Consider the following 18,356-nt stretch of genomic DNA (forward strand, 5'->3'; position numbering starts at 1 on the left):
GGACGACGCGCGTCAGTGCGTCGTGACGGGGCTGGTGTAGAGGCTGGGCACGCAGCCGAGCTCGCCCGGTTCGAGCAGGATCCGGTCGAAGTCCGTGTACCGCGAGGTGGAGCGGTCGCGGCGCACGGCAACGATGCAGTCTCGTGCCTCGGCCACGCCCACGGCCGCCACCAGCTCCCGGCCGTCCCACACGACGGACACGTCGACGGACGACGGGAACTCGTACCGCAGGGCGGACTCCGCCGACGCAGGATCGACGGCGACGGGCAGCCGGTCCATGACGTCCAGCACCGTCGCCTCCGCGTCGGGCCCCAGCGAAGGCGGCGCCGTGGGGTGGGGCGTCGCCCCGACGACGTCGTCAGGACAACGGAACCACTCGAGGTCCGCCGCGTCGTCGTACTCGTAGGCACGGACGACCAGGTGCCAGCACGACGTCGTCCGACCGGCCGTGCGGCTGTCGCCGAAGATCGCGCCGCTCGACCAGGCAGCCACGTCGACGGAGATGGCCAGGTCGATCCGGGCTCCGTCAGCATCGCCCGAAGACCCCTGCCAGCCGAGCACCTGGAACTCGTACTCCGCGTCGTCCCCTCCGGCCAGCCGCGGGTCCGTCACTGCTGACTGCGCGAGGGTCTCCGCGTCGAGGGGCTCTGCGTAGTGCCCCTCGACGTCGTCGGCGATCCCGATCGCCGTGCGCTCGGCGAGCTCGTCCGCGTACCCGTCGCCGCCGTCGGGCGTGGTCACGTCGTGGGCCCACCACGCCACCACCACGACCACCAGGGCGACGAGGGCCAGCACGGTCCACAGAGCTCCCCATGCGACGCGAGCCGCCACGCTGCTGGGGCGCCGCTCGGCGCGCGCGCCACCGTCCTTCTCCTCGTCGAAGAGCACGCACGGATCATTCCGTGCCAGAGGACGATCTGCCAGAGCCCGGCCACCTCCAGAAAAGTGAGTGACTCACATTCGGTCTACGCTGGCGGCGTGGCCACCCTCACCTCGCCCCGCGCGCTCCGCACCCGGGCCCGCATCCTCGACGCGGCGCTCGACCTCTTCGAGACGCGCGGCTACGACGCGACGACGGTCGCGCAGGTGGCCGCCGCCGCCGGCATCACGCAGATGACGTTCTTCCGCCACTTCCCCACCAAGGACGCCGTGCTCGTCAGCGACCCGTACGACCCGCTGATCGCGGACGCCGTCGGCACGCAGGCCCGCGACCTCGCGCCCCTGGAGCGCGTCCGGCGCGGAATGCTCGCCGCGCTGGCCGACGTCACGCCCACGGAGGACACCACGGCCCACCGCCGGGTCGCCCTCGTCGCCGCGAACCCGCGGCTGCGCGCCGCCGTCGTCACCGCGACCGCCGCGACCGAGCGCGCGATCGCGGACCGTCTGGTCGCCGACGGCGTGGCGCGCTTCGACGCGACCGTCGCTGCCGCCGCTTGCCTCGGCGCCTGCACCGCCGCCCTCCTGGCGCGCACCGACGCAGCGACGTCGCTCGCCGACACCGTCACCCGCGCCCTGGAGGTGCTCCGTGGATAGCGCCCTGCTGCTCGACGACGTCCACCACGCCTTCGGCGGCCACCGACCGGATGCCCGCCCGGCGCTGTCCGGGATGTCCCTGGCCGTGGCGCCCGGCGAGGTGGTCGCGATGATCGGCCTCAACGGCGCGGGCAAGACGACGGCACTGCGCGTGCTCACCGGACGCCTGCGCCCGACCTCGGGCACCGCGCGCGTGCTGGGCCACGACCCGGCACGGCTCCCGGCCGGCGCCGCCCTCCGCTTCGGGCACGTGGTCGGGGCCGCCCTGGTCGACCCGGCGCTCACGGTGACCGAGAACCTGCGCGTCGCGGCCGAGCTGCACGGCGTGGCGCATGCCGGTGCGGGAGCCGCGGCCTCCGCCGTCGCCGAGCGCCTCGACCTCGTCCCCTGGGCGCACGCGCGCGCCCGCGCGCTGTCCCTCGGCAACGCCCAGCGGCTCGGGGTCGCGTGCGCGGTCGTGCACTCCCCCGCAGCGTTCGTCCTCGACGAGCCCACGTCCGCGCTCGACCCGCGCGGCGTCGTCCTCGTGCGCGAGCTCGTGCGGGAGCGCGCGGCCGCCGGCGCGGCCGTGCTGGTCTCGAGCCATCACCTCGACGAGGTGGCGCGCGTCGCCGACCGCGTGCTGGCCGTGCACGGCGGCCGGGTGGTCGGGTCGCTGACTCCGGACGAGGCGGAGCTCGAGCGCCGGTTCTTCGACCTCGTCCTGGCCGCCGACACGGCGGCACTCCCTGCGGGAAGCCGGAGGTCCGCATGACCGTCCTGCGCACCGCTCTGCGCGTCGAGGCGATCGCCTGGCGCCGCTCGACCGTGCAGCGGCTGGCGACGCCGCTGCTGATCGCGCTGGTCCCGGTCGCATCGATCGGGTTGACGACGCTCGCCCGGTCGGGCGCCGTCGGCGGGGCCGGCGCCGCCAAGCTCGCCGACTACGCCGCGGGCGACCCCGCGACCACGCACCTCGTCGCGGCGGGCCAGATCCTCTCCGTCGCCGTCCTCATGGCGGGCGGCTTCGCCGTCGCCGCGACGTTCGGCCAGCCGCTCGCGGACGGCCGCGCGGGCGCGTACTTCGGCCTCACGACGCCCCGCGGCACGCTCGCGTTCGCGCGCGGGCTCGTCGTGCTCGGCTGGGCCGCGGCGTGCGTCGCGGGTGCCGTAGCCGTGACGGTCGGGGCGTCGGCGGCCGTCGCCGCGACGACCGACGCACCGTTCGGCCCGGCCGCGTGGGCCGCGGCGGGCCGCGCCCTCGCGGCAGGCCTGCTCGCCGCGGGCCTCGCGCTGCCGTTCGCCGCCGTCGCCACGGCCACCCGCAGCCCGCTCGCCACCGTCGGGGCACTGATCGGCGTCGTCGGACTGACCCAGGTCGTGGTGCTGGTCGGCGCCGGCGCGTGGTTCCCCTACGCCGTCCCGTCGCTGTGGACCGGCACGGGCGGGCCGGACGCCGCGGCCGATGTCGGCGGGGCCGCGGTGGCGATCACCGCGGCCGTCGCGCCGGTCGGCGCGGCCCTCGTCGTCGTCCAGTGGCGGCGCCTCACCGACGTGTGACGGTGCCATCTGCCCCCGACATCGAGGGCTCAGCGGTGCAGCACCCTGCGGGCCAGGAGGTTCCCCAGCCACTGCACGACCTGCACGATCACGATGATCACGGCGACGGTGACCAGCACGACCATCCAGTTGTAGCGCTGGTAGCCGTACCGCAGGGCGAAGTCACCGAGCCCGCCGCCGCCGATGAGGCCGGCGATCGCGGACATGTCGAGCACGGCGATGAACAGGAACGTGTAGCCGAGGATCAGCGGGGCGAGGGCCTCGGGCACGAGGACGGTCGTGATGATGCGCCACGACGACGCCCCCATCGCGCGGGCCGCCTCCACCACGCCCGGGTCGATCCCGACGAGGTTCTGCTCCACGATGCGCGAGGTGCCGAACGCCGTCATGACCGACAGCGGGAAGATGAACGCCTCCGTGCCGAGCGTCGTGCCGACGACCTGCAGCGTCACCGGCCCGAGCAGGGTCACGAAGATGATGAACGGGATCGGGCGCACGATGTTGACGACCACGTTGAGGACGCCGAACACCGCCTTGTTCGCCAGCAGGTTGCCCGGCCGGGTGACGTAGAGCGCGAGCCCCAGCGCCAGGCCGGCGATGCCACCGGTGAGCAGGGCGATCGTGACCATCTGCAGGGTCTGGCCGAACGCCTCCCACAGCAGCGGCCACAGGGTGGACCAGTCGCGGTTCATCGGTCGCCTCCCTCGGTGAGCAGGGATCGCGGGTCGTCGACCGGGCGCTCGGCGGTGCCGAGGTCGACGACGTCGGCGCGGGTGCGCAGCGCCGCGAGGAAGGCCGCGATGCGCTCGTCGGGGGCGACGAGCTCCACCGTGATCGACCCGAACGGCCGCTCCCCCACCTCGCTGATGCCGCCGAAGACGACCGAGCCGTCCACCTCGTGCTCGCGCAGCAGGCGGAAGAGCTCGGTGCCGGAGCTCGCGCCCTCCCGCACGCCGACGGTGACGAGGCGGCCGGGGTGGCGCTCGCGCAGCCGGGCGAGCGCGTCGGGCGAGGGCCGGTCGTGCATGGACGTGCCGACGAAGCGCTGGGCGGCGTCGGCACTCGGCGCGGAGAAGACGTCGTACACGTCGCCGACCTCCACGACCTTGCCGTGCTCCATGACCGCCACCCGGTCGCACAGCGAGCGCACGACGTCCATCTCGTGCGTGATGACGACGATGGTGAGGCCGAGCTCGGCGTTGACGCGGCGCAGCAGCGCCAGCACGTCGCGCGTGGTCTCGGGGTCGAGGGCGGACGTCGCCTCGTCGGCGAGCAGGATGGTGGGCGACGTCGCGAGGGCGCGGGCGATGCCGACGCGCTGCTTCTGCCCGCCGGAGAGCTGCCGCGGGTACGCCCTCGCCTTGTCGGCGAGCCCGACGAAGTCGAGCAGCTCGGCGACGCGGGCCGCGCGCTCCTCCTTGGGCCAGCGCGCCACCTTCAGCGGGTAGGCGACGTTGCCCGCGACGGTGCGCGAGTTCAGCAGGTTGAACTGCTGGAAGATCATGCCGATGCGCGCGCGGATCCCGCGGATCTTGCGCTCCGGCAGCCCGGTGAGGTCGGTGCCCTCGACGACCACGGACCCCGCGGTGACGGTCTCCAGCGCGTTGACGAGGCGCACCAGCGTGGACTTGCCCGCGCCGGAGTAGCCGATGACGCCGAAGATCTCGCCTGCGCGGACCGTGAGCGACACGTCGTCGACGGCCCGCACCGCGCGGTCACCGTCGCCGAACGTCTTCGACACCCCGCGCAGCTCGATCGCGGGCGTCCCTGCCGTGGCCCCGGCCGTGCTCTCGCTCACGGTCTCACTCACCTGTCCGTCCTCTCCGTGCCCGTGTCCATCCTGCGCAGCACGGCGGCCGGGGCGCGCGGGCTGGCCCGCGGTCCCCGGCCGCCGTCGGGGGTCAGGAGGCCGAGCGGATGTCGTCCTCGAGCCCGGAGAGGATCTCCTGGAGCTCCTCGGGCGAGTTGTCCTTGATGACGGCGGTGCCGCCGGACTGCTTCTTCTCGGCAGCCACGACCTCGTCGGAGTGCGAGATCTCGACGAGCTTCTTCAGGTCCGGGTCGTCGGAGTCCTCGGCCCGCGCCACCCACACGTTGATGTACGGCTCGGCGGCCTTGGAGTCGGGGTCGTCCTGGAACAGGGCCGAGTCGGGGTCGAGCCCGGAGTCGGCGAGGAAGTCGTTGTTGACGATGGACGCGTCCACCGACTTCAGCTGGATCGGCGTCTGCTCCGCCGCGACCGGGGTCACGGTGACCTTGGAGCTGGGCAGCACGTCGGCCTCGGTGGAGACGGCGCTGCCGCCGTCCTTGAGCTCGATGAGGCCGGCGTCCTGGAGCACGAGGAGCGCGCGGGCCAGGTTGGTCGGGTCGTTCGGGACGGCGACCTCGCCGCCGGCGGGGATCTGCTCGAGGGAGTCGTGCTTCTCCGAGTACAGCCCCAGCGGGTAGACGGCGGTGGCGCCGATCGGCGTCAGGTCGTCGTCGGCGTCGACGTTGTAGCCGGCGAGGAACTGCAGGTGCTGGAACTGGTTCGCGTCCAGCTCGCCCTGCGAGAGGGAGGGGTTGGCCTGCGTGTAGTCCTGCAGGTCGACGAGCTCGATCGTGAGGCCCTCGGCCTCGGCCTGCTCCTGGAAGACGGCCCACTTGTCGTCGGAGGCACCGACGACGCCGATGCGGAGCGTGCCGTCGCCCTCGGCGTTGCCGGACCCGCCGCCGCAGGCGGTCAGGGTGAACGTGGCGGCCGCGGCGATCGCGGTGACGGTGACGAGACGGGTGCGGGTGGTCCGGGACATGGTGGTCCTTCCGGGCGGGCGCCGGGTGCGGCGCCGAGGAGGCGGGGTGGGTGCGGCGGCCACGGCCATCAGCTCGAGGCGGCGAGGAGCGGGTCCCCGGCGGGCCGGGGAGGGGCGACGACGGCGGACGTCGTCAGTCGCGATGCCGGTGGGGCGTCAGTCGAGCTCGCACATTCGGCATGTGGTCGTGCGATCCGTCGTCGTCGCGCGGCGGCACATCTCGCCGCGACGGCAGGTGCGCGCGGTCGAGGGTGCTGCGGGAGCGATGCGGGACATGACATCAGCGTGACCACCCACCGGGCCGTTCACCAAGCCGATCCGGAGAAAATCTCAAGAAGCGGACGAATATGTGTCCGCATCATGGATTCTGTGACCCGGGGCACTCTCGCCGCGCTGCGAGGGCGGGTCGGGCCGCGTCGCGGCCGGGACATGAAGGACCCCTCGCACACCCACCAGAGCTCACTTACCCTTGCTGCCTTCCGGCCCTGGGGGAGTTCGGCGAGATGGTGCCGCACGAGGGGTCTGCAGACAGCCTAACCGAGACCCGGCCCGGTCCCGAAACCGGCGACGGCGACGGCGCCCGCCGCGGGTCGGGAGCGACCGAGACCGTCGTCACCCTTGCCGGATTCGGAGCCACCCCGGGGTGTCGGCTATCCTTCTGGGGCTGCCTGCGCAGGACGCAGGTCGGCAGCCAGGAGGATTCGCCTAGCGGCCTATGGCGCACGCTTGGAAAGCGTGTTGGGTTCACGCCCTCGGGGGTTCGAATCCCCCATCCTCCGCCGACCGACGGGGCCCGCACCACACGGTGCGGGCCCCGTCGTCGTTCACGCACCCTCCGCCTCGACCGCGGTCGTCGTCACCGGGCCCTCGCCGCCCGGACCCCCACCACGGCGACGACGACGCCGAGCGCCGCGGCCGCCGCTGGCACGACGAGCGCGGCACGGTAGGACTCCAGGAGCGCATCAGACGACGTGGCCGAGCCGAGCGCGGCCACCTGCACCGCCGTCACGCCGGAGATGCCGAGCGCCGCCCCGAGCTGGAACGACGTGTTCACGAGCCCTCCCGCCAGCCCTTGCTCCTCGGCGCGGACGCCGTCCGTCGCCGCGCTGACCAGCGGGCCGTAGGTGAGCCCGATGGCCAGCGCGACCAGCGCGAAGCTCGGGAGCATGGCCGCGTACGGCCAGTCGGCCCCGACACCCAGGAAGATCACGTAGGCCACCGCGGCGATGACGAACCCTCCCGCCACGACCCGCACGTTGCCGAACCGCCGCACCAGCACCGGGGTGAGCAAGGGCGCCAGGACGACGTCCGCCCCGAGCACCAGGAGGGCGAGGCCGGTCTCCAGGCTGCTCCAGCCGCGCAGCTCCTGCAGGTAGAGCGTCACGACGAACTGGAAGCCGAAGAACGCCGCCGTCAGCAGCGCCGCGCCCAGGTTCGCCCGGACCAGGGCCGACGAGCGCAGGATCCCGAGCCGCACCAGCGGCGCCGTCGACCGGCGCTCGACGGCGACGAAGACCGCGAGCAGCGCGGCGCCGCCCGCGAGGACGCCGACGGTCGTGAGGACGCCGTCGCGCGGGTGCTCCAGGCGGACGACGCCGTAGACGACCAGGAGCATGCCTGCCGTGATCGTCACGGCGCCGGTCAGGTCGAAGCCGGAGCGGGTCGCGGTGCGCGCGGCGTCGCGGGGAAGGACCCGGACGGCCGCGACGAGCAGCAAGGCCGCGAGCACGACGGGGGCGAAGAACACCCACCGCCACCCGACGGCCGCGAGCAGCCCGCCGGCCACGACCCCGAGCGAGAACCCGCCCGCCGCGATCCCGGAGTAGACGAGCACCGCCCGGTCGCGGCGGGGCCCCTCGGGGAAGGTGGTCGTGAGGATCGACAGCCCGGCGGGGGTGAGGAACGCCGCCGCGACGCCGGTGACGAACCGGGCCAGCAGCAGCACGCCGCCGTCGTCCGCGAACCCGCCCAGCCCGGAGAACACGAGGAAGACGGCGAGCCACGCGAGGAACATCCGTCGTCGGCCCAGCAGGTCCGCCGCGCGCCCGCCGAGGAGCATGAACCCGCCGTAGCCGAGCACGTACGCGCTGACGATGCCGCTGAGGGCCGCCGTGGACAGGCCGAGGTCCGCGCGGATCGCCGGCAGGGCCACGTTGAGCATGCCGATGTCGGACCCCTCGAGGAAGATCGCGCCGCTGACGACCACCAGCACCGCGAGCTCGCGGGGGGCGGGTCGGCCCGGGGGGCGGGCGGCCGCGGCTGACGCCGGGCGGCTCGCGGCGGCGGCCGTGGCGGGTCGTGACATGGGCGGCTCCGTTCTCTTCGAGGGTTCGGTTCCCGTTCGACCTGTCGGTTCCCTCTTGTAACTGGCCCCACCTTGCGGCAGCATCGCCAGGCATGGAAGAAGGCACTTTTCCCGCACCCGGTTCCTGCGAGGGAACCGACGACGAGTTCGACGTCATGAACTGGGACTCGCGGGAGGACTGCGAGGTGCGGCAGATCCTCGACCGGGTCGCCGACAAGTGGTCGCTGCTCGTGATCGCGCTGCTCGAGCGCCGCACCCTGCGGTTCACCGAGCTCAAGCGGGAGATCGACGGCATCAGCCAGCGCATGCTCACCCAGACGCTGCGGCACCTGGAGCGGGACGGGCTCGTGCGGCGCACCGTGTACCCCGTCGTGCCGCCCCGCGTGGACTACGACCTGACCCCGCTGGGAGCCAGCCTGCACTCCACGATCAAGGCGCTCGTCACCTGGACGGAGGAGCACCAGCGCGAGATCGCGGTGGCCCGTACGCGGTACGACCGACAGGCCGAGACCGACGACCTGCCGGCATCGGTGGCCGCCCGGGCCTGACCTCGGCGACGGCACGGCAAATGCCCGTGCACCGGCCGGTCGCGGGTGGGCAGGATGGGCGGCATGCACCGCACGTTCGACGAGCTCGTCGCCGAGGCCGACGCCGCACCGATGGCCGGCTGGGACTTCTCCTGGCTCGAGGGCCGCGCCACGGAGGAGCGCCCGAGCTGGCGCTACTCGCGGCTGCTGCACGACCGGCTCGGCACGGTCGACGCGGCGCTCGACCTGCAGACCGGCGGCGGCGAGGTGCTCGCCGCCGCGCCGTCGCTCCCCCCGCTGCTGGTCGCCACCGAGGGGTGGCCGCCGAACGTGGCCGCCGCGTCGGCCCGCCTGCACCCGCGCGGGGTCGCCGTCGTCGCGCACGACGACGGCGCCGCCGTCCCGCTGCCCTTCGCCGACGCCGCGTTCGACCTCGTCACGAGCCGGCATCCCGTCGTCCCCCGCTGGGCGGAGATCGCGCGCGTGCTGCGACCGGGCGGCACCTACCTGGCGCAGCACGTGGGCCCCGCGAGCGTCTTCGAGCTCGTCGAGTACTTCCTCGGGCCCCAGCCCGAGGAGGGCCGGCGGGGCCGCGACCCGGAGGACGAGGTGGCCGCCGCGCGGGAGGCCGGGCTCGAGCTGGTCGACCTGCGCGCGGAGCGCCTGCGGATCGAGTTCCACGACGTCGGCGCCGTGGTGTGGTTCCTGCGCAAGGTCGTGTGGATGGTGCCGGGCTTCACGTCCGACGCGTACCGCGGCGAGCTGCGGGAGCTCGACGAGCGCATCCGCGCGGACGGCCCGTTCGTCGCCCACTCGGCGCGCCACCTGGTCGAGCTGCGCCGGTAGCTCGCCCCAGGGCGGGCAGCGGGTGGTCCGCACGACCTCCGCCACCCGTCGGTGACGGGATCGTGACGACATCGTGTCCGTATCGCGAGGCAACGAGACGGCCGGCCGCGGACCCGCCCCTACGATGGCAGCCATGATCTTCAAGGCCGTGGGGGACGGCCGTCCCTACCCCGACCACGGGCACGTCACCGCCAAGGACTGGGTGGACGTGCCGCCGCGCCAGGTGCGCCTCGACGAGCTCGTCACCACCAAGCGCACGCTCGACCTCGACCACCTGCTCGCCGAGGACTCGACGTTCTTCGGCGACCTCTTCGCCCACGTCGTGGAGTACCAGAGCGTGCTGTACCTGGAGGACGGGCTGCACCGTGCCGTGCGCGCCGCGCTCCAGCAGCGGCCGGTGCTGCACGCCCGGGTCCTCGTGCTGCGGTGAACGCCTCTGTGACGCGCGTCGTGACCCATGGCGCGCCCGCGAACGATCCCGCGAACTCAGGTAGTTTCTTCGCGTGACATCACCTGCCCCTGACCCGGTCCGCGAGACGCGCCGCAAGCGCGAGCACGAGCGGCAGGCCGTCGTCTTCGGGCTCATCATCGCGTTCCTGCTGATCGTCGGTCTGGCGGCCGCCGCGATGTACACGGGCGCGTTCAGCTCGCCGTTCTCCCGACCCATCTACACGCCCGTCGCCGAGGCGCCGCAGCCCGAGCCGTGCCTGCCGCAGGTCGAGGGCCAGCCCGACGGCGCCCTGCCGGTGCCGTACCCCGACGTCCAGGTGCGGGTCTACAACGCCGCCGACGGCAGCGAGCCCCTCGCGAGTGCCAACGAGGACGTGCTCGCCGAGCGCGGCTTCGACGTCGTCGACACCGGGAACTGGGTGGAGAAGCTCGGGCAGTCCGAGGTGCGGTTCGGCGCCAAGGGCATCACCCGCGCCTACACCCTCGCGGCCCAGTACCCCGACGTCCGCCTCGTCCTCGACGACCGCAAGGGCAGCAAGGTCGACCTCCTCGTCGGCGAGCAGTACAGCCCGCCGCTGAGCACGGACCGCGTGCTGCTCGACGCCGAGACCCCGATGAAGGACGCCGAGGGCTGCATGCCCGCCGACGAGATCACGCCGATCGCCCAGGTGACCCTGCCCCAGAAGAAGGGCTGAGCCACCCGGGCCGCCGCGTCAGTCGGCGGACTCGGCCGCCGCGGGCGCCGACGCCGGGGACGCCGGCTCCTGGCTGGTGCCGCGCCACCGCGCGATCGCCCGCATGCCGTGGTAGATCACCAGCGCGGACGCGGTGCCGAGCGCGATGCCCTCGAAGGTGAGGTCGCCGGCGGAGAACGTGAAGTTCGCGATGCCGATGATCAGCGGGACGGCGGCCGTCGTGAGGTTCACGGGGTTGCCGAAGTCCACCTTGCCCTGCACCCAGATGCGCGCGCCGAGGATGCCGATCATGCCGTAGAGCATCGTCGTCGCCCCGCCGAGCACGCCCGCGGGGATGGTCGCGACGAGCTCGCCGAACTTGGGCGACATCGACAGCACCAGGGCCGTCGCCGCGGCCACCCAGTACGCCGCCGTGGAGTACACGCGGGTGGCGGCCATGACGCCGATGTTCTCCGCGTACGTCGTGGTGCCGGAGCCTCCGCCGACGCCCGCGAACGTGGTCGCGATGCCGTCGGCGAACAGCGCCCGGCCCGCGACGTCGTCCAGGTTCTTGCCGGTCATCGCCGCCACCGACTTCACGTGGCCCACGTTCTCCGCGACGAGCACCAGCACGACCGGGACGAAGAGGCCCAGCACCGCCGGGTCGAACGACGGCGTGACGAAGTGCGGGAAGCCGAACCAGTCGGCCTTGGCGACCTCGGCGAAGCTCACCTCGCCCTGGATCATGGCGGCGACATAGCCGATCAGCACGCCGACCAGGATCGACAGGCGCCCGAGGATGCCCTTGAACAGCACCGTCACGAGGATGATCGCGACCAGGGTGATCGTCGCCGTGAGCGGCGCGGCGCGGAACCCGCTGTCGCAGGCCTGCACGATCTCGCCGTCGACGACGGACTCGGTGCACGTGCCCCAGGCCGCCGGCGCGAGGTTGAGGCCGATGAGCGCCACGATCGTGCCGGTCACGACGGGCGGCATCACCACGTCGATCCACCGGGCGCCGGCGAAGTGCACGAGCGCGCCGATCGCCGCGAGCACGAGGCCCGTGACGAGGATGCCGCCCACCGCCACCGACTCCCCGTGGGACGCCGTCGCCGCCGTGATGGGCGCGATGAACGCGAAGCTGGACCCCAGGTAGCTGGGCAGCCGGTTCCGCGTGATCAGCAGGAACAGCACCGTGCCGATCGCGGAGAAGAACAGCGTCGTCGCGGGCGAGAACCCCGTGATCAGCGGCACGATGAACGTGGAGCCGAACATCGCCACCACGTGCTGCATGCCGATGCCGATGGTGCGCGGCCAGCTCAGCCGCTCGTCGGGGGCGACGACGTCGCCCGGGGCGACGTGCCTGCCGTCGCCGTGCGTGGTCCAGCCGAGGGTCATGGTGCTCCGTCCGTCGGGCCCGCGAACGGGCCGCCGTGCTCACCGCTGCCGCTCGCCCGTGAACGTCCGGTGAAGATTGCCGCCGCACAGCGTACTGGCCCGGCGCCGAGGTAGTTCGAATCGCGCCGAGGTAGTTCATGACATCGCGTCACGAACTACCTCGGCGCAGATCGAACTACCTCGGCGCGGGGGGAACTACCTCGGCGGGAGACGGTGCCCCACGAGCGCGAGGTTCTGGATCGTGGCGAGGCTGCACTGGGCGGCGTCGTTGGTCGAGAGCGTGCGGGCCTCGTCGATCGGCACCAGCGTCTCCGGCGGCAGCACCGGCACGGGGTGGAAGGCCTCCTCCCCCATGAACTCGCCGCCCCGGAAGTAGGCGCGCCACGCGACGTCAGCCAGGCCGTCGTCGCCGAGCCGCCGGGCCGCGTACGCGGCGAGGCGGGAGTGCGCCTGCTCGAGGTTCGTGCCCGACGGCGCGACGCCGAGCTCGGCCTCCTGCTCGGCGGGCGTGGCGAGGTACAGGCGGCAGTACTGCGACCAGGCGTCGGCGAACCCTGGGGCGTCGACCAGGCCTGCATCGACCAGGGACACGAGCTCCGAGCAGATCTCCACCAGCCCGAAGACGGCGGACAGGTGCGAGACGGTCACCCGGTCGCGGTCGGTGGCGAACCGGCCGGTGTCCAGGTCGTAGAGCGCCTCGCCGGTGAAGAAGCCGTGCCGCAGCGCGCCGATGTCCGTCATCGTGCCGACCAGGCGGTCGCGCGAGCGCTCGTTCCCGGTGGTCTCCCAGTCCGCGAGCCAGGTGGCGGCCAGGGCGCTCCAGTCGGTGCCGAGCCCGACGGCGAGGGCGTCGCGGCGCGGCTCGTAGGTGGCGGCGTCGGGCCGCACCTTGCGCGTCGGGTCGAGCCCGAGGAAGTTCCGGTCGGAGTCGCGCAGCTCGAGCATGAGGTCGCGCGTGTGCTCGTCGCCGGTGAGGAAGTAGTGCGGCCGCCGGTACGCGGGCGTCGAGATGCGCACCTGCTTGGCGCTGCACCCCCAGTGCTGCACGTTGTGCCGGCTGCCCAGCCCCTGCCAGGGGCCGGCGTGATAGACGTCGACGTCGCCCGTGTGCCGCGTCATCCGCTCGGCGAGACGGAAGACGTCGGCCCGTCCGGTGCGCAGGAACGACGTCCACAGCCACAGGTCCGGCGACAGCTCGGAGTTGTCCCAGGCGTAGCCGCCCACGTCGTAGCGCCACACGTGCCGGTCGGGGTCGTAGGCGTGCATGACGTCGCCGAAGTTCCAGAAGCCGTACCAGGACCGCTGGTCGACCTGGCCCACGTAGAAGTCGAGCATCGTGGCGAGGCGGTCCTCGAGCGCGGCCCGCTCGGGGGTGCCGCGGTCCACGAGGTCCCAGTCGCCGAGCACCCGCGCGTCGTGCAGCGCCTCCGGGGTGGGCACGAGCTGGGGCCGGACGGCGGTGCCCGCGGCGAGGCGGGCCAGCGCGGGGGCGTCGGGCGTCGCCGCGAACGCGGTCACGGTGAGCTCGTGCGTGCGGCCGATGCCGTGCGCGTCCCCGAAGCCCGGCTCGTAGTCCTCGTAGGTGATCTCGAGGGCGTCGAGCTGGTCGTCGTACGTGTCCTGTCCCAGGCCGTCGTGGTAGAAGCGCAGGTCCATCGGCGCGGCCTCCGGCGACCAGAGCCACATCGTGAGGGAGCCGACGTCCGACGACGCGCGCTCGACGTCGATCCCCGTGGGGTGCGACTGCCAGAACCCGGTGAGCCCCACGGCGAGCCCGCCGCCCGTGTCGCCCAGGTAGCCCAGGCCGTCGGACCTGGTCCCCTGCGCGACGTCGATCCACGGCCGGTCGGGCGCGGTGCGCTTGTGCACGGTGAAGCCGTGGGCGGTCGGCTGGCGCAGCGACCAGGCCTCCCAGGTCGGCACCCACCGCAGCCGGCCCGACACGCTCGCGTCCCACCGGTCGAGCGAGGGCGTCGGCCGGCCCTCGACCTGCGCGGCCCGCACCTCGGCGCCCGGGTCGCGACGCAGCCCGGTGACGCCCTGCACCGCCTCGCGCACCAGCCCGCCGTCCGCCCCGGCCAGGCGCACGTGCCGGTCGAAGGGGGCGGCGCGCAGCGGGACGTCGAAGCGCAGGCCGAGCGACGACAGGAAGTCCCGCTCGGGGTCGCCGTCCCACACGAAGGAGTGCACCAGCCGGAACGTGGGCGCCCCGGCGGCGAGCACCAGGCGCAGCGTGAACGGCAGCCAGCCCGTGGCGCCGTCCTCGTAGGCCCGGTCGACGTCGCGGTGCAGGCCCGATACCCGGACCACCGCCCGCACCGGGCCCGCCTGCTCGACGACGACGTCGCGCACCACGCCCACCGACTCGCGGCGCGACCGGTGATCGGGCTCCGGGCGGTCCTGCCGGCTGGACATCAGCCGGCCGGAGCGCGCCACCTCGACGTCGCCCACCCGGACGGACCTCACGACGTCCGGCCCGGACCGGCCCACCACGACGACGCACGCCCCGGTGTCCACGACCACCTCGTCGTCCCGCTCGACGACTGTCACGACCCCGTCGTTCGAGCCTGTCGAGACCACGTCCTTGGTTTCGACGAGCTCAACCGACGGAGCGGCGACCACGCGGTACGACGCGCTGGGCGGCGTCGCCGCGCCCAGCGCGACGCCGGACCACTTCACGCTGCCGTCGGGCCAGGTCGCCAGCGGCCAGGTCTGTGCCGGGACGGCGCGGCCCCAGGCGTCGACGACGGCGAGCGACGCGGCGTCACGCACCGCCCCCGGGCGGAACGGGACGCCGCAGGTGACGCCGCCGACCGTGAGGTCGGGAGCGACGTCGTCGAGCCAGCGCAGCGGGACGTCGACGGCGGCGGGTGCGGGTTGGGCGGGCGTGGTCTCGACAAGCTCGACCGGCGAGACCGGCGTGGTGTGCGTCATGACAGGGGGGTCACCTCGAGGTTGCGGTAGTGGGCGACGAGCGGGGCCATCTGCCGGAACCCGATCCGGCCGGCGCCCAGCGGCGCGTCGTCGTGGAACGTGAACAGGGTGAGGTCGTCGATCGCGAAGGCGACGTCCGCGCCGCGCTTGGTGACGCGCACCCGGTAGTGGCCGTCGGCGTCGTCGGGGCCGGGCAGCGGGTCGGCGCCCTGAGCGACGAGGCGGAAGCCGGGGCTCTTGCGCAGGTTGCAGGTGCGGAAGCGCTTCTCGGTCGCCCACTTGCGGCGCAGGTAGGACACGTGGAGCGTCGACACGTCGCCCGAGTGGTACTGCGGGTAGTAGCCCGAGCGCGGCGCGAGCGACGGGTCGAACAGGTCCCGCCCGTCGGTGCCCGTCGCGGCGAGGAACAGCATCGCCAGGCCGTCGCCGGCCAGCGGCCGGAAGTCCCACGCGATCTCCACGTCCGCACCGAAGACCTCGGGGCACCAGAACGTGAAGTGCGCGTGGTCGCCGTGGCCGTCGGCCACGAGCGCGGCCTCGTCGGCCGCGCTGCGCAGCACGACGCCGTCGTCCGTGTGCTCGATGCCGACCGGGCCCTCGGCGACCCAGCCGTCGAGGGCCGCGGGCGAGGCCAGCGGGTTGCGGTAGACGGCCGTCACGGTGGGGGCCGCCGTCACGGCTGCATCACCCACGCCCCCAGCGGCGCCTGCGCGTCGTGGACGCCGTCGAGCGACGCCAGCGCCTCCGCGACGTACCGCGCGACCGCGCGGGCGCCCGCCGTCGTGAAGTGCGTGTTGTCCTTGACGAGCGCGCCGTCCACGGGCAGCCCGGCCTCCGCGGCCGCGCCGTGGGGGAACAGCGCGGCCGACGCCGGCTCCCCGAGCCACGTGTACAGCCAGCGCGTGAAGACCGTCAGCTCGAGGACGGGCACGTCGAGCTCGTGCCCCAGCGCCCGGACCGCCGCCGGGTAGGGGCCGTGCGACCACCGCAGCCTGCCGTCGTCGAACAGGCGCCGCTCGACGCTCGTGGCCAGCACGGGACGCGCCCCGTTCGTGCGCGCCTCGCCCACGAAGCGCGCGAGCCGCTCGGTGTACCCGCCCTCGGCGGCGAGCTCGTCGGGCTCCTTCTGGTCGTTGTGCCCGAACTGGATCACCACCGTGTCGCCGGGGCGCAGCTCGGCGAGCAGCGCGTCCCAGCGACCCTCCGCGCGGAACGACGCGGTGGTGGCGCCGCCGATCGCGTGGTTGCGCACGGCCTCCTCGGTCCAGGCTGCGAGCTCGTCGCCCCAGCCCAGGAGGGGGATCGCGGCGTGCCCCGACGTGGCGCCGGAGTCGGTGGGGGCGACCGTCGAGTCACCCGCGAGGTGGATGGTCATGTCAGCCCTTCACGCTCCCGATCAGCATGCCCTTGGCGAAGTGCTTCTGGAGGAACGGGTAGGCCAGCAGCACGGGGATGGTGGCCACGATGACCACCGCGAACTTGATGCCCTGCGCGGGCGGCGGCAGGTCGGTGCCCATGTCCTGCGCGGACATCGAGGCCGACGCGGTGACCTGGCGCAGGAACATCTGCAGCGTCCACATGTCCTGGTCGTTGAGGTAGAGCAGCGGGGACATGTAGTCGTTCCAGATGCCGACGGCGTAGAACAGCGCGAACGTCGCCAGCACCGGCTTGGACAGCGGCACCACGACGTGGCGCAGGATCTGCAGCTCGTGCGCGCCGTCGATCTTCGCGGACTCCTCCAGCTCCTGCGGCAGCTGCTGGAAGAAGTTCTTGATGATGATCAGGCTGAACGGGTTGATCGCCATCGGCAGGATCAGCGCCCAGTACGAGTCCAGCAGGCCGAGCTGCTTGACCACGAGGAACGTGGGGATCATGCCCGCGGAGAACACCATCGTGAACACGACGACCGTCATGATCGTCCGCCGCCCGGGCAGCTCGACCTTCGACAACGGATAGGCCATCAGCGCGGTCAGGGCGAGCTGGACCAGGGTGCCGACCAGGGTGACGACGATCGTCGTGACGAACGCCCGCACGAACGCCTCGGAGGACAGGATCGACGCGTAGGAGTCGGTCGTGAACTCCCGCGGCCACAGGAAGAACGGGCGCGTGGTGATCTCGAGCTCGGTCGCGAACGACCCCGCCAGCACGTAGAGGAACGGCAGCAGCGCGAGCAGCCCGACCGCGACGAGCAGCACGACGTTCACGACATCGAACGCCCGCCCGGCGCGCGTGTTGAACCGCTGGTGCTGCGTGGACGGCTTGGAGGCGCGCCGCAGCGCGGGCGTCGGGACAACGGTCTCGGTCGTGGCCATCAGAAGATCCCCTGCTGGTTGAAGCGCTTGGCGAGCCAGTTGGTGCCGAAGATGAGCACCAGCCCGACGATCGCCTTCGACAGGCCCACCGCGGTGGAGTACGAGTACGCGCCCTGCTGGATCCCGGTGAAGTACACGTACGTGTCGAACACGTCCGCGACGGTGCGGTTCAGCGCGTTGGACATCAGGTAGATCTGCTCGAACCCGGTGTTGAGGATCTCCCCGGTCTGCAGGATCAGCATCACGATGATCGTGGGCCGGATCGCGGGCAGCGTGATGTGCCAGGTGCGCTGCCAGCGGCCCGCTCCGTCGATCACGGCGGCCTCGTACTGCTCCTGGTCCACGCTGGCCAGCGCCGCCAGGAAGATGATCGTGCCCCACCCGGTGGACTTCCAGACCGTCTGCAGCAGGATCAGGGGCCTGAACCAGTCCGGGTCGGCCAGGTAGTTCGTCTCGGTCCCGGTCAGCCCGTCCAGGAAGGACGACAGCGGACCCGTGCCGATCGCGAACAGCAGCGCGGTCAGCGACACCACCACGGTCCACGACAGGAAGTGCGGGATGTACACCAGCGTCTGCACCGTGCGCTTGAGCACCGACAGGCGGACCTCGTTGAGCAGCAGCGCCAGGACGATCGTCAGCGGGAACGCGACGAACAGGCTCAGCGCGGCCAGGATCAGGGTGTTGCCCAGCAGGCGCGGGAAGTCCGGGTTGGAGAAGAAGTCGGCGAAGTGCTCCCAGCCCACCCACTCGCTGCCCTGGATACCCAGGAACGGCACATAGTTCTTGAACGCGATCTGTGCGCCCCACATCGGCCAGATGCGGAACAGCACGAAGTACGCGATGCCCGGCAGCAGCATCACCAGCAGCCACCGGAACCGCACCACTCGCGCCCACCTTCGGTGGGGGCGCCGGGGCGCGGGCGGGGCGGCCGGCGCGGGAGCGCCGGCCTGCTCGACGTCGACGACAGCGGTCATCGCAGCCTCCATCTCGGACGGGGCGCGGGGCCGGGCCGGTGGCCCGTGCGGACAGGGCCGTCAGGACCGGCC

At 73.0% G+C, this 18,356-nt stretch carries 18 protein-coding genes, 1 tRNA gene and 1 other RNA gene; 8 read left to right on the forward strand and 12 right to left on the reverse strand.

Annotation, left to right across the window (positions count from 1 at the left end; genetic code table 11):
• Nucleotides 1–12: 12 nt before the first annotated feature.
• Nucleotides 13–888 carry a hypothetical protein gene (locus B5Y66_RS03805; RefSeq protein ID WP_079571142.1) on the reverse strand — a complete coding sequence of 292 codons (876 nt, stop codon included), beginning with the start codon at nucleotides 886–888 and terminating at the stop codon, nucleotides 13–15.
• Between the two features lie 90 nt (nucleotides 889–978).
• Between B5Y66_RS03805 and B5Y66_RS03810 the strand changes: the two genes are divergently transcribed.
• Genes B5Y66_RS03810 through B5Y66_RS03820 form a run of 3 tightly spaced genes read left to right on the forward strand, consistent with a single transcriptional unit; the run spans nucleotide 979 to nucleotide 3,072 of the window.
• Complete coding sequence (locus B5Y66_RS03810; protein WP_079571145.1) at nucleotides 979–1,533, forward strand: TetR/AcrR family transcriptional regulator; 555 nt, start codon at nucleotides 979–981, stop codon at nucleotides 1,531–1,533.
• The gene (locus B5Y66_RS03815) at nucleotides 1,526–2,287 is read left to right on the forward strand and encodes an ABC transporter ATP-binding protein (protein WP_245806903.1); all 762 of its coding nucleotides are present in this window, start codon (nucleotides 1,526–1,528) and stop codon (nucleotides 2,285–2,287) included. The genes B5Y66_RS03810 and B5Y66_RS03815 overlap by 8 nt, the downstream gene beginning before the upstream one ends.
• Nucleotides 2,284–3,072 (forward strand): hypothetical protein, encoded by a 789-nt coding sequence (locus B5Y66_RS03820; protein ID WP_079571147.1) that lies wholly within the window; start codon nucleotides 2,284–2,286, stop codon nucleotides 3,070–3,072. Before B5Y66_RS03815 ends, B5Y66_RS03820 begins: the two co-directional genes overlap by 4 nt.
• 29 nt (nucleotides 3,073–3,101) lie before the next feature.
• Here the strand turns inward: B5Y66_RS03820 and B5Y66_RS03825 are convergent, their stop codons facing one another.
• The 4 genes from B5Y66_RS03825 to ffs form a co-directional block, all read right to left on the reverse strand.
• Nucleotides 3,102–3,764, reverse strand: coding sequence for a methionine ABC transporter permease (locus tag B5Y66_RS03825; protein WP_079571151.1), 663 nt, complete (start codon nucleotides 3,762–3,764; stop codon nucleotides 3,102–3,104).
• Nucleotides 3,761–4,882 (reverse strand): methionine ABC transporter ATP-binding protein, encoded by a 1,122-nt coding sequence (locus tag B5Y66_RS03830; protein WP_407656361.1) that lies wholly within the window; start codon nucleotides 4,880–4,882, stop codon nucleotides 3,761–3,763. The genes B5Y66_RS03825 and B5Y66_RS03830 overlap by 4 nt, the downstream gene beginning before the upstream one ends.
• Nucleotides 4,883–4,973: 91 nt before the next feature.
• Nucleotides 4,974–5,864: a MetQ/NlpA family ABC transporter substrate-binding protein gene (locus B5Y66_RS03835; protein ID WP_079571154.1), complete on the reverse strand. Its 891-nt coding sequence runs from the start codon at nucleotides 5,862–5,864 to the stop codon at nucleotides 4,974–4,976.
• Between the two features lie 429 nt (nucleotides 5,865–6,293).
• Nucleotides 6,294–6,390: signal recognition particle sRNA small type (gene ffs / locus B5Y66_RS03840), an RNA gene on the reverse strand.
• 168 nt (nucleotides 6,391–6,558) lie between these two features.
• Between ffs and B5Y66_RS03845 the strand changes: the two genes are divergently transcribed.
• Nucleotides 6,559–6,643: transfer RNA gene (locus tag B5Y66_RS03845), tRNA-Ser, on the forward strand.
• Nucleotides 6,644–6,720: 77 nt separating this feature from the next.
• On the opposite strand, the gene B5Y66_RS03850 is transcribed toward B5Y66_RS03845, so the two are convergent.
• Nucleotides 6,721–8,169, reverse strand: a complete 1,449-nt coding sequence (locus tag B5Y66_RS03850; RefSeq protein ID WP_079571156.1) for an MFS transporter — start codon at nucleotides 8,167–8,169, stop codon at nucleotides 6,721–6,723.
• 92 nt (nucleotides 8,170–8,261) lie between these two features.
• Between B5Y66_RS03850 and B5Y66_RS03855 the strand changes: the two genes are divergently transcribed.
• The 4 genes from B5Y66_RS03855 to B5Y66_RS03870 all read left to right on the forward strand — a co-directional run bounded on the left by B5Y66_RS03855 (nucleotide 8,262) and on the right by B5Y66_RS03870 (nucleotide 10,687).
• Nucleotides 8,262–8,717, forward strand: a complete 456-nt coding sequence (locus B5Y66_RS03855; protein ID WP_079571158.1) for a winged helix-turn-helix transcriptional regulator — start codon at nucleotides 8,262–8,264, stop codon at nucleotides 8,715–8,717.
• Between the two features lie 63 nt (nucleotides 8,718–8,780).
• A complete protein-coding gene (locus B5Y66_RS03860; protein ID WP_079571161.1) occupies nucleotides 8,781–9,542 on the forward strand; it encodes a class I SAM-dependent methyltransferase in 762 nt (253 codons plus the stop codon).
• A gap of 133 nt (nucleotides 9,543–9,675) precedes the next feature.
• On the forward strand, nucleotides 9,676–9,972 hold the full coding sequence (locus tag B5Y66_RS03865; RefSeq protein ID WP_079571164.1) for a type II toxin-antitoxin system VapB family antitoxin: 297 nt from the start codon (nucleotides 9,676–9,678) through the stop codon (nucleotides 9,970–9,972).
• A gap of 73 nt (nucleotides 9,973–10,045) precedes the next feature.
• Complete coding sequence (locus B5Y66_RS03870; RefSeq protein ID WP_079571167.1) at nucleotides 10,046–10,687, forward strand: LytR C-terminal domain-containing protein; 642 nt, start codon at nucleotides 10,046–10,048, stop codon at nucleotides 10,685–10,687.
• 18 nt (nucleotides 10,688–10,705) lie between these two features.
• Here the strand turns inward: B5Y66_RS03870 and B5Y66_RS03875 are convergent, their stop codons facing one another.
• From B5Y66_RS03875 to B5Y66_RS03900, 6 genes are all read right to left on the reverse strand, one after another.
• A complete protein-coding gene (locus B5Y66_RS03875; protein ID WP_079571170.1) occupies nucleotides 10,706–12,064 on the reverse strand; it encodes a uracil-xanthine permease family protein in 1,359 nt (452 codons plus the stop codon).
• Between the two features lie 195 nt (nucleotides 12,065–12,259).
• The gene (locus tag B5Y66_RS03880; protein ID WP_079571173.1) at nucleotides 12,260–14,998 is read right to left on the reverse strand and encodes an exo-rhamnogalacturonan lyase family protein; all 2,739 of its coding nucleotides are present in this window, start codon (nucleotides 14,996–14,998) and stop codon (nucleotides 12,260–12,262) included.
• A complete protein-coding gene (locus tag B5Y66_RS03885; RefSeq protein WP_079571176.1) occupies nucleotides 14,995–15,675 on the reverse strand; it encodes a DUF1961 family protein in 681 nt (226 codons plus the stop codon). Before B5Y66_RS03885 ends, B5Y66_RS03880 begins: the two co-directional genes overlap by 4 nt.
• Nucleotides 15,672–16,373 (reverse strand): rhamnogalacturonan acetylesterase, encoded by a 702-nt coding sequence (locus B5Y66_RS03890; protein ID WP_079571179.1) that lies wholly within the window; start codon nucleotides 16,371–16,373, stop codon nucleotides 15,672–15,674. Before B5Y66_RS03890 ends, B5Y66_RS03885 begins: the two co-directional genes overlap by 4 nt.
• 1 nt (nucleotide 16,374) lies before the next feature.
• Nucleotides 16,375–17,310, reverse strand: coding sequence for a carbohydrate ABC transporter permease (locus B5Y66_RS03895; protein ID WP_079571182.1), 936 nt, complete (start codon nucleotides 17,308–17,310; stop codon nucleotides 16,375–16,377).
• Complete coding sequence (locus B5Y66_RS03900) at nucleotides 17,310–18,284, reverse strand: ABC transporter permease (RefSeq protein WP_079571185.1); 975 nt, start codon at nucleotides 18,282–18,284, stop codon at nucleotides 17,310–17,312. The genes B5Y66_RS03895 and B5Y66_RS03900 overlap by 1 nt, the downstream gene beginning before the upstream one ends.
• Nucleotides 18,285–18,356 lie beyond the last annotated feature (72 nt).

The sequence above is a fragment of the Krasilnikoviella flava genome (genome assembly GCF_900167525.1).
In the GTDB taxonomy this organism is placed as follows: Bacteria; Actinomycetota; Actinomycetes; order Actinomycetales; family Cellulomonadaceae; genus Isoptericola; species Isoptericola flavus.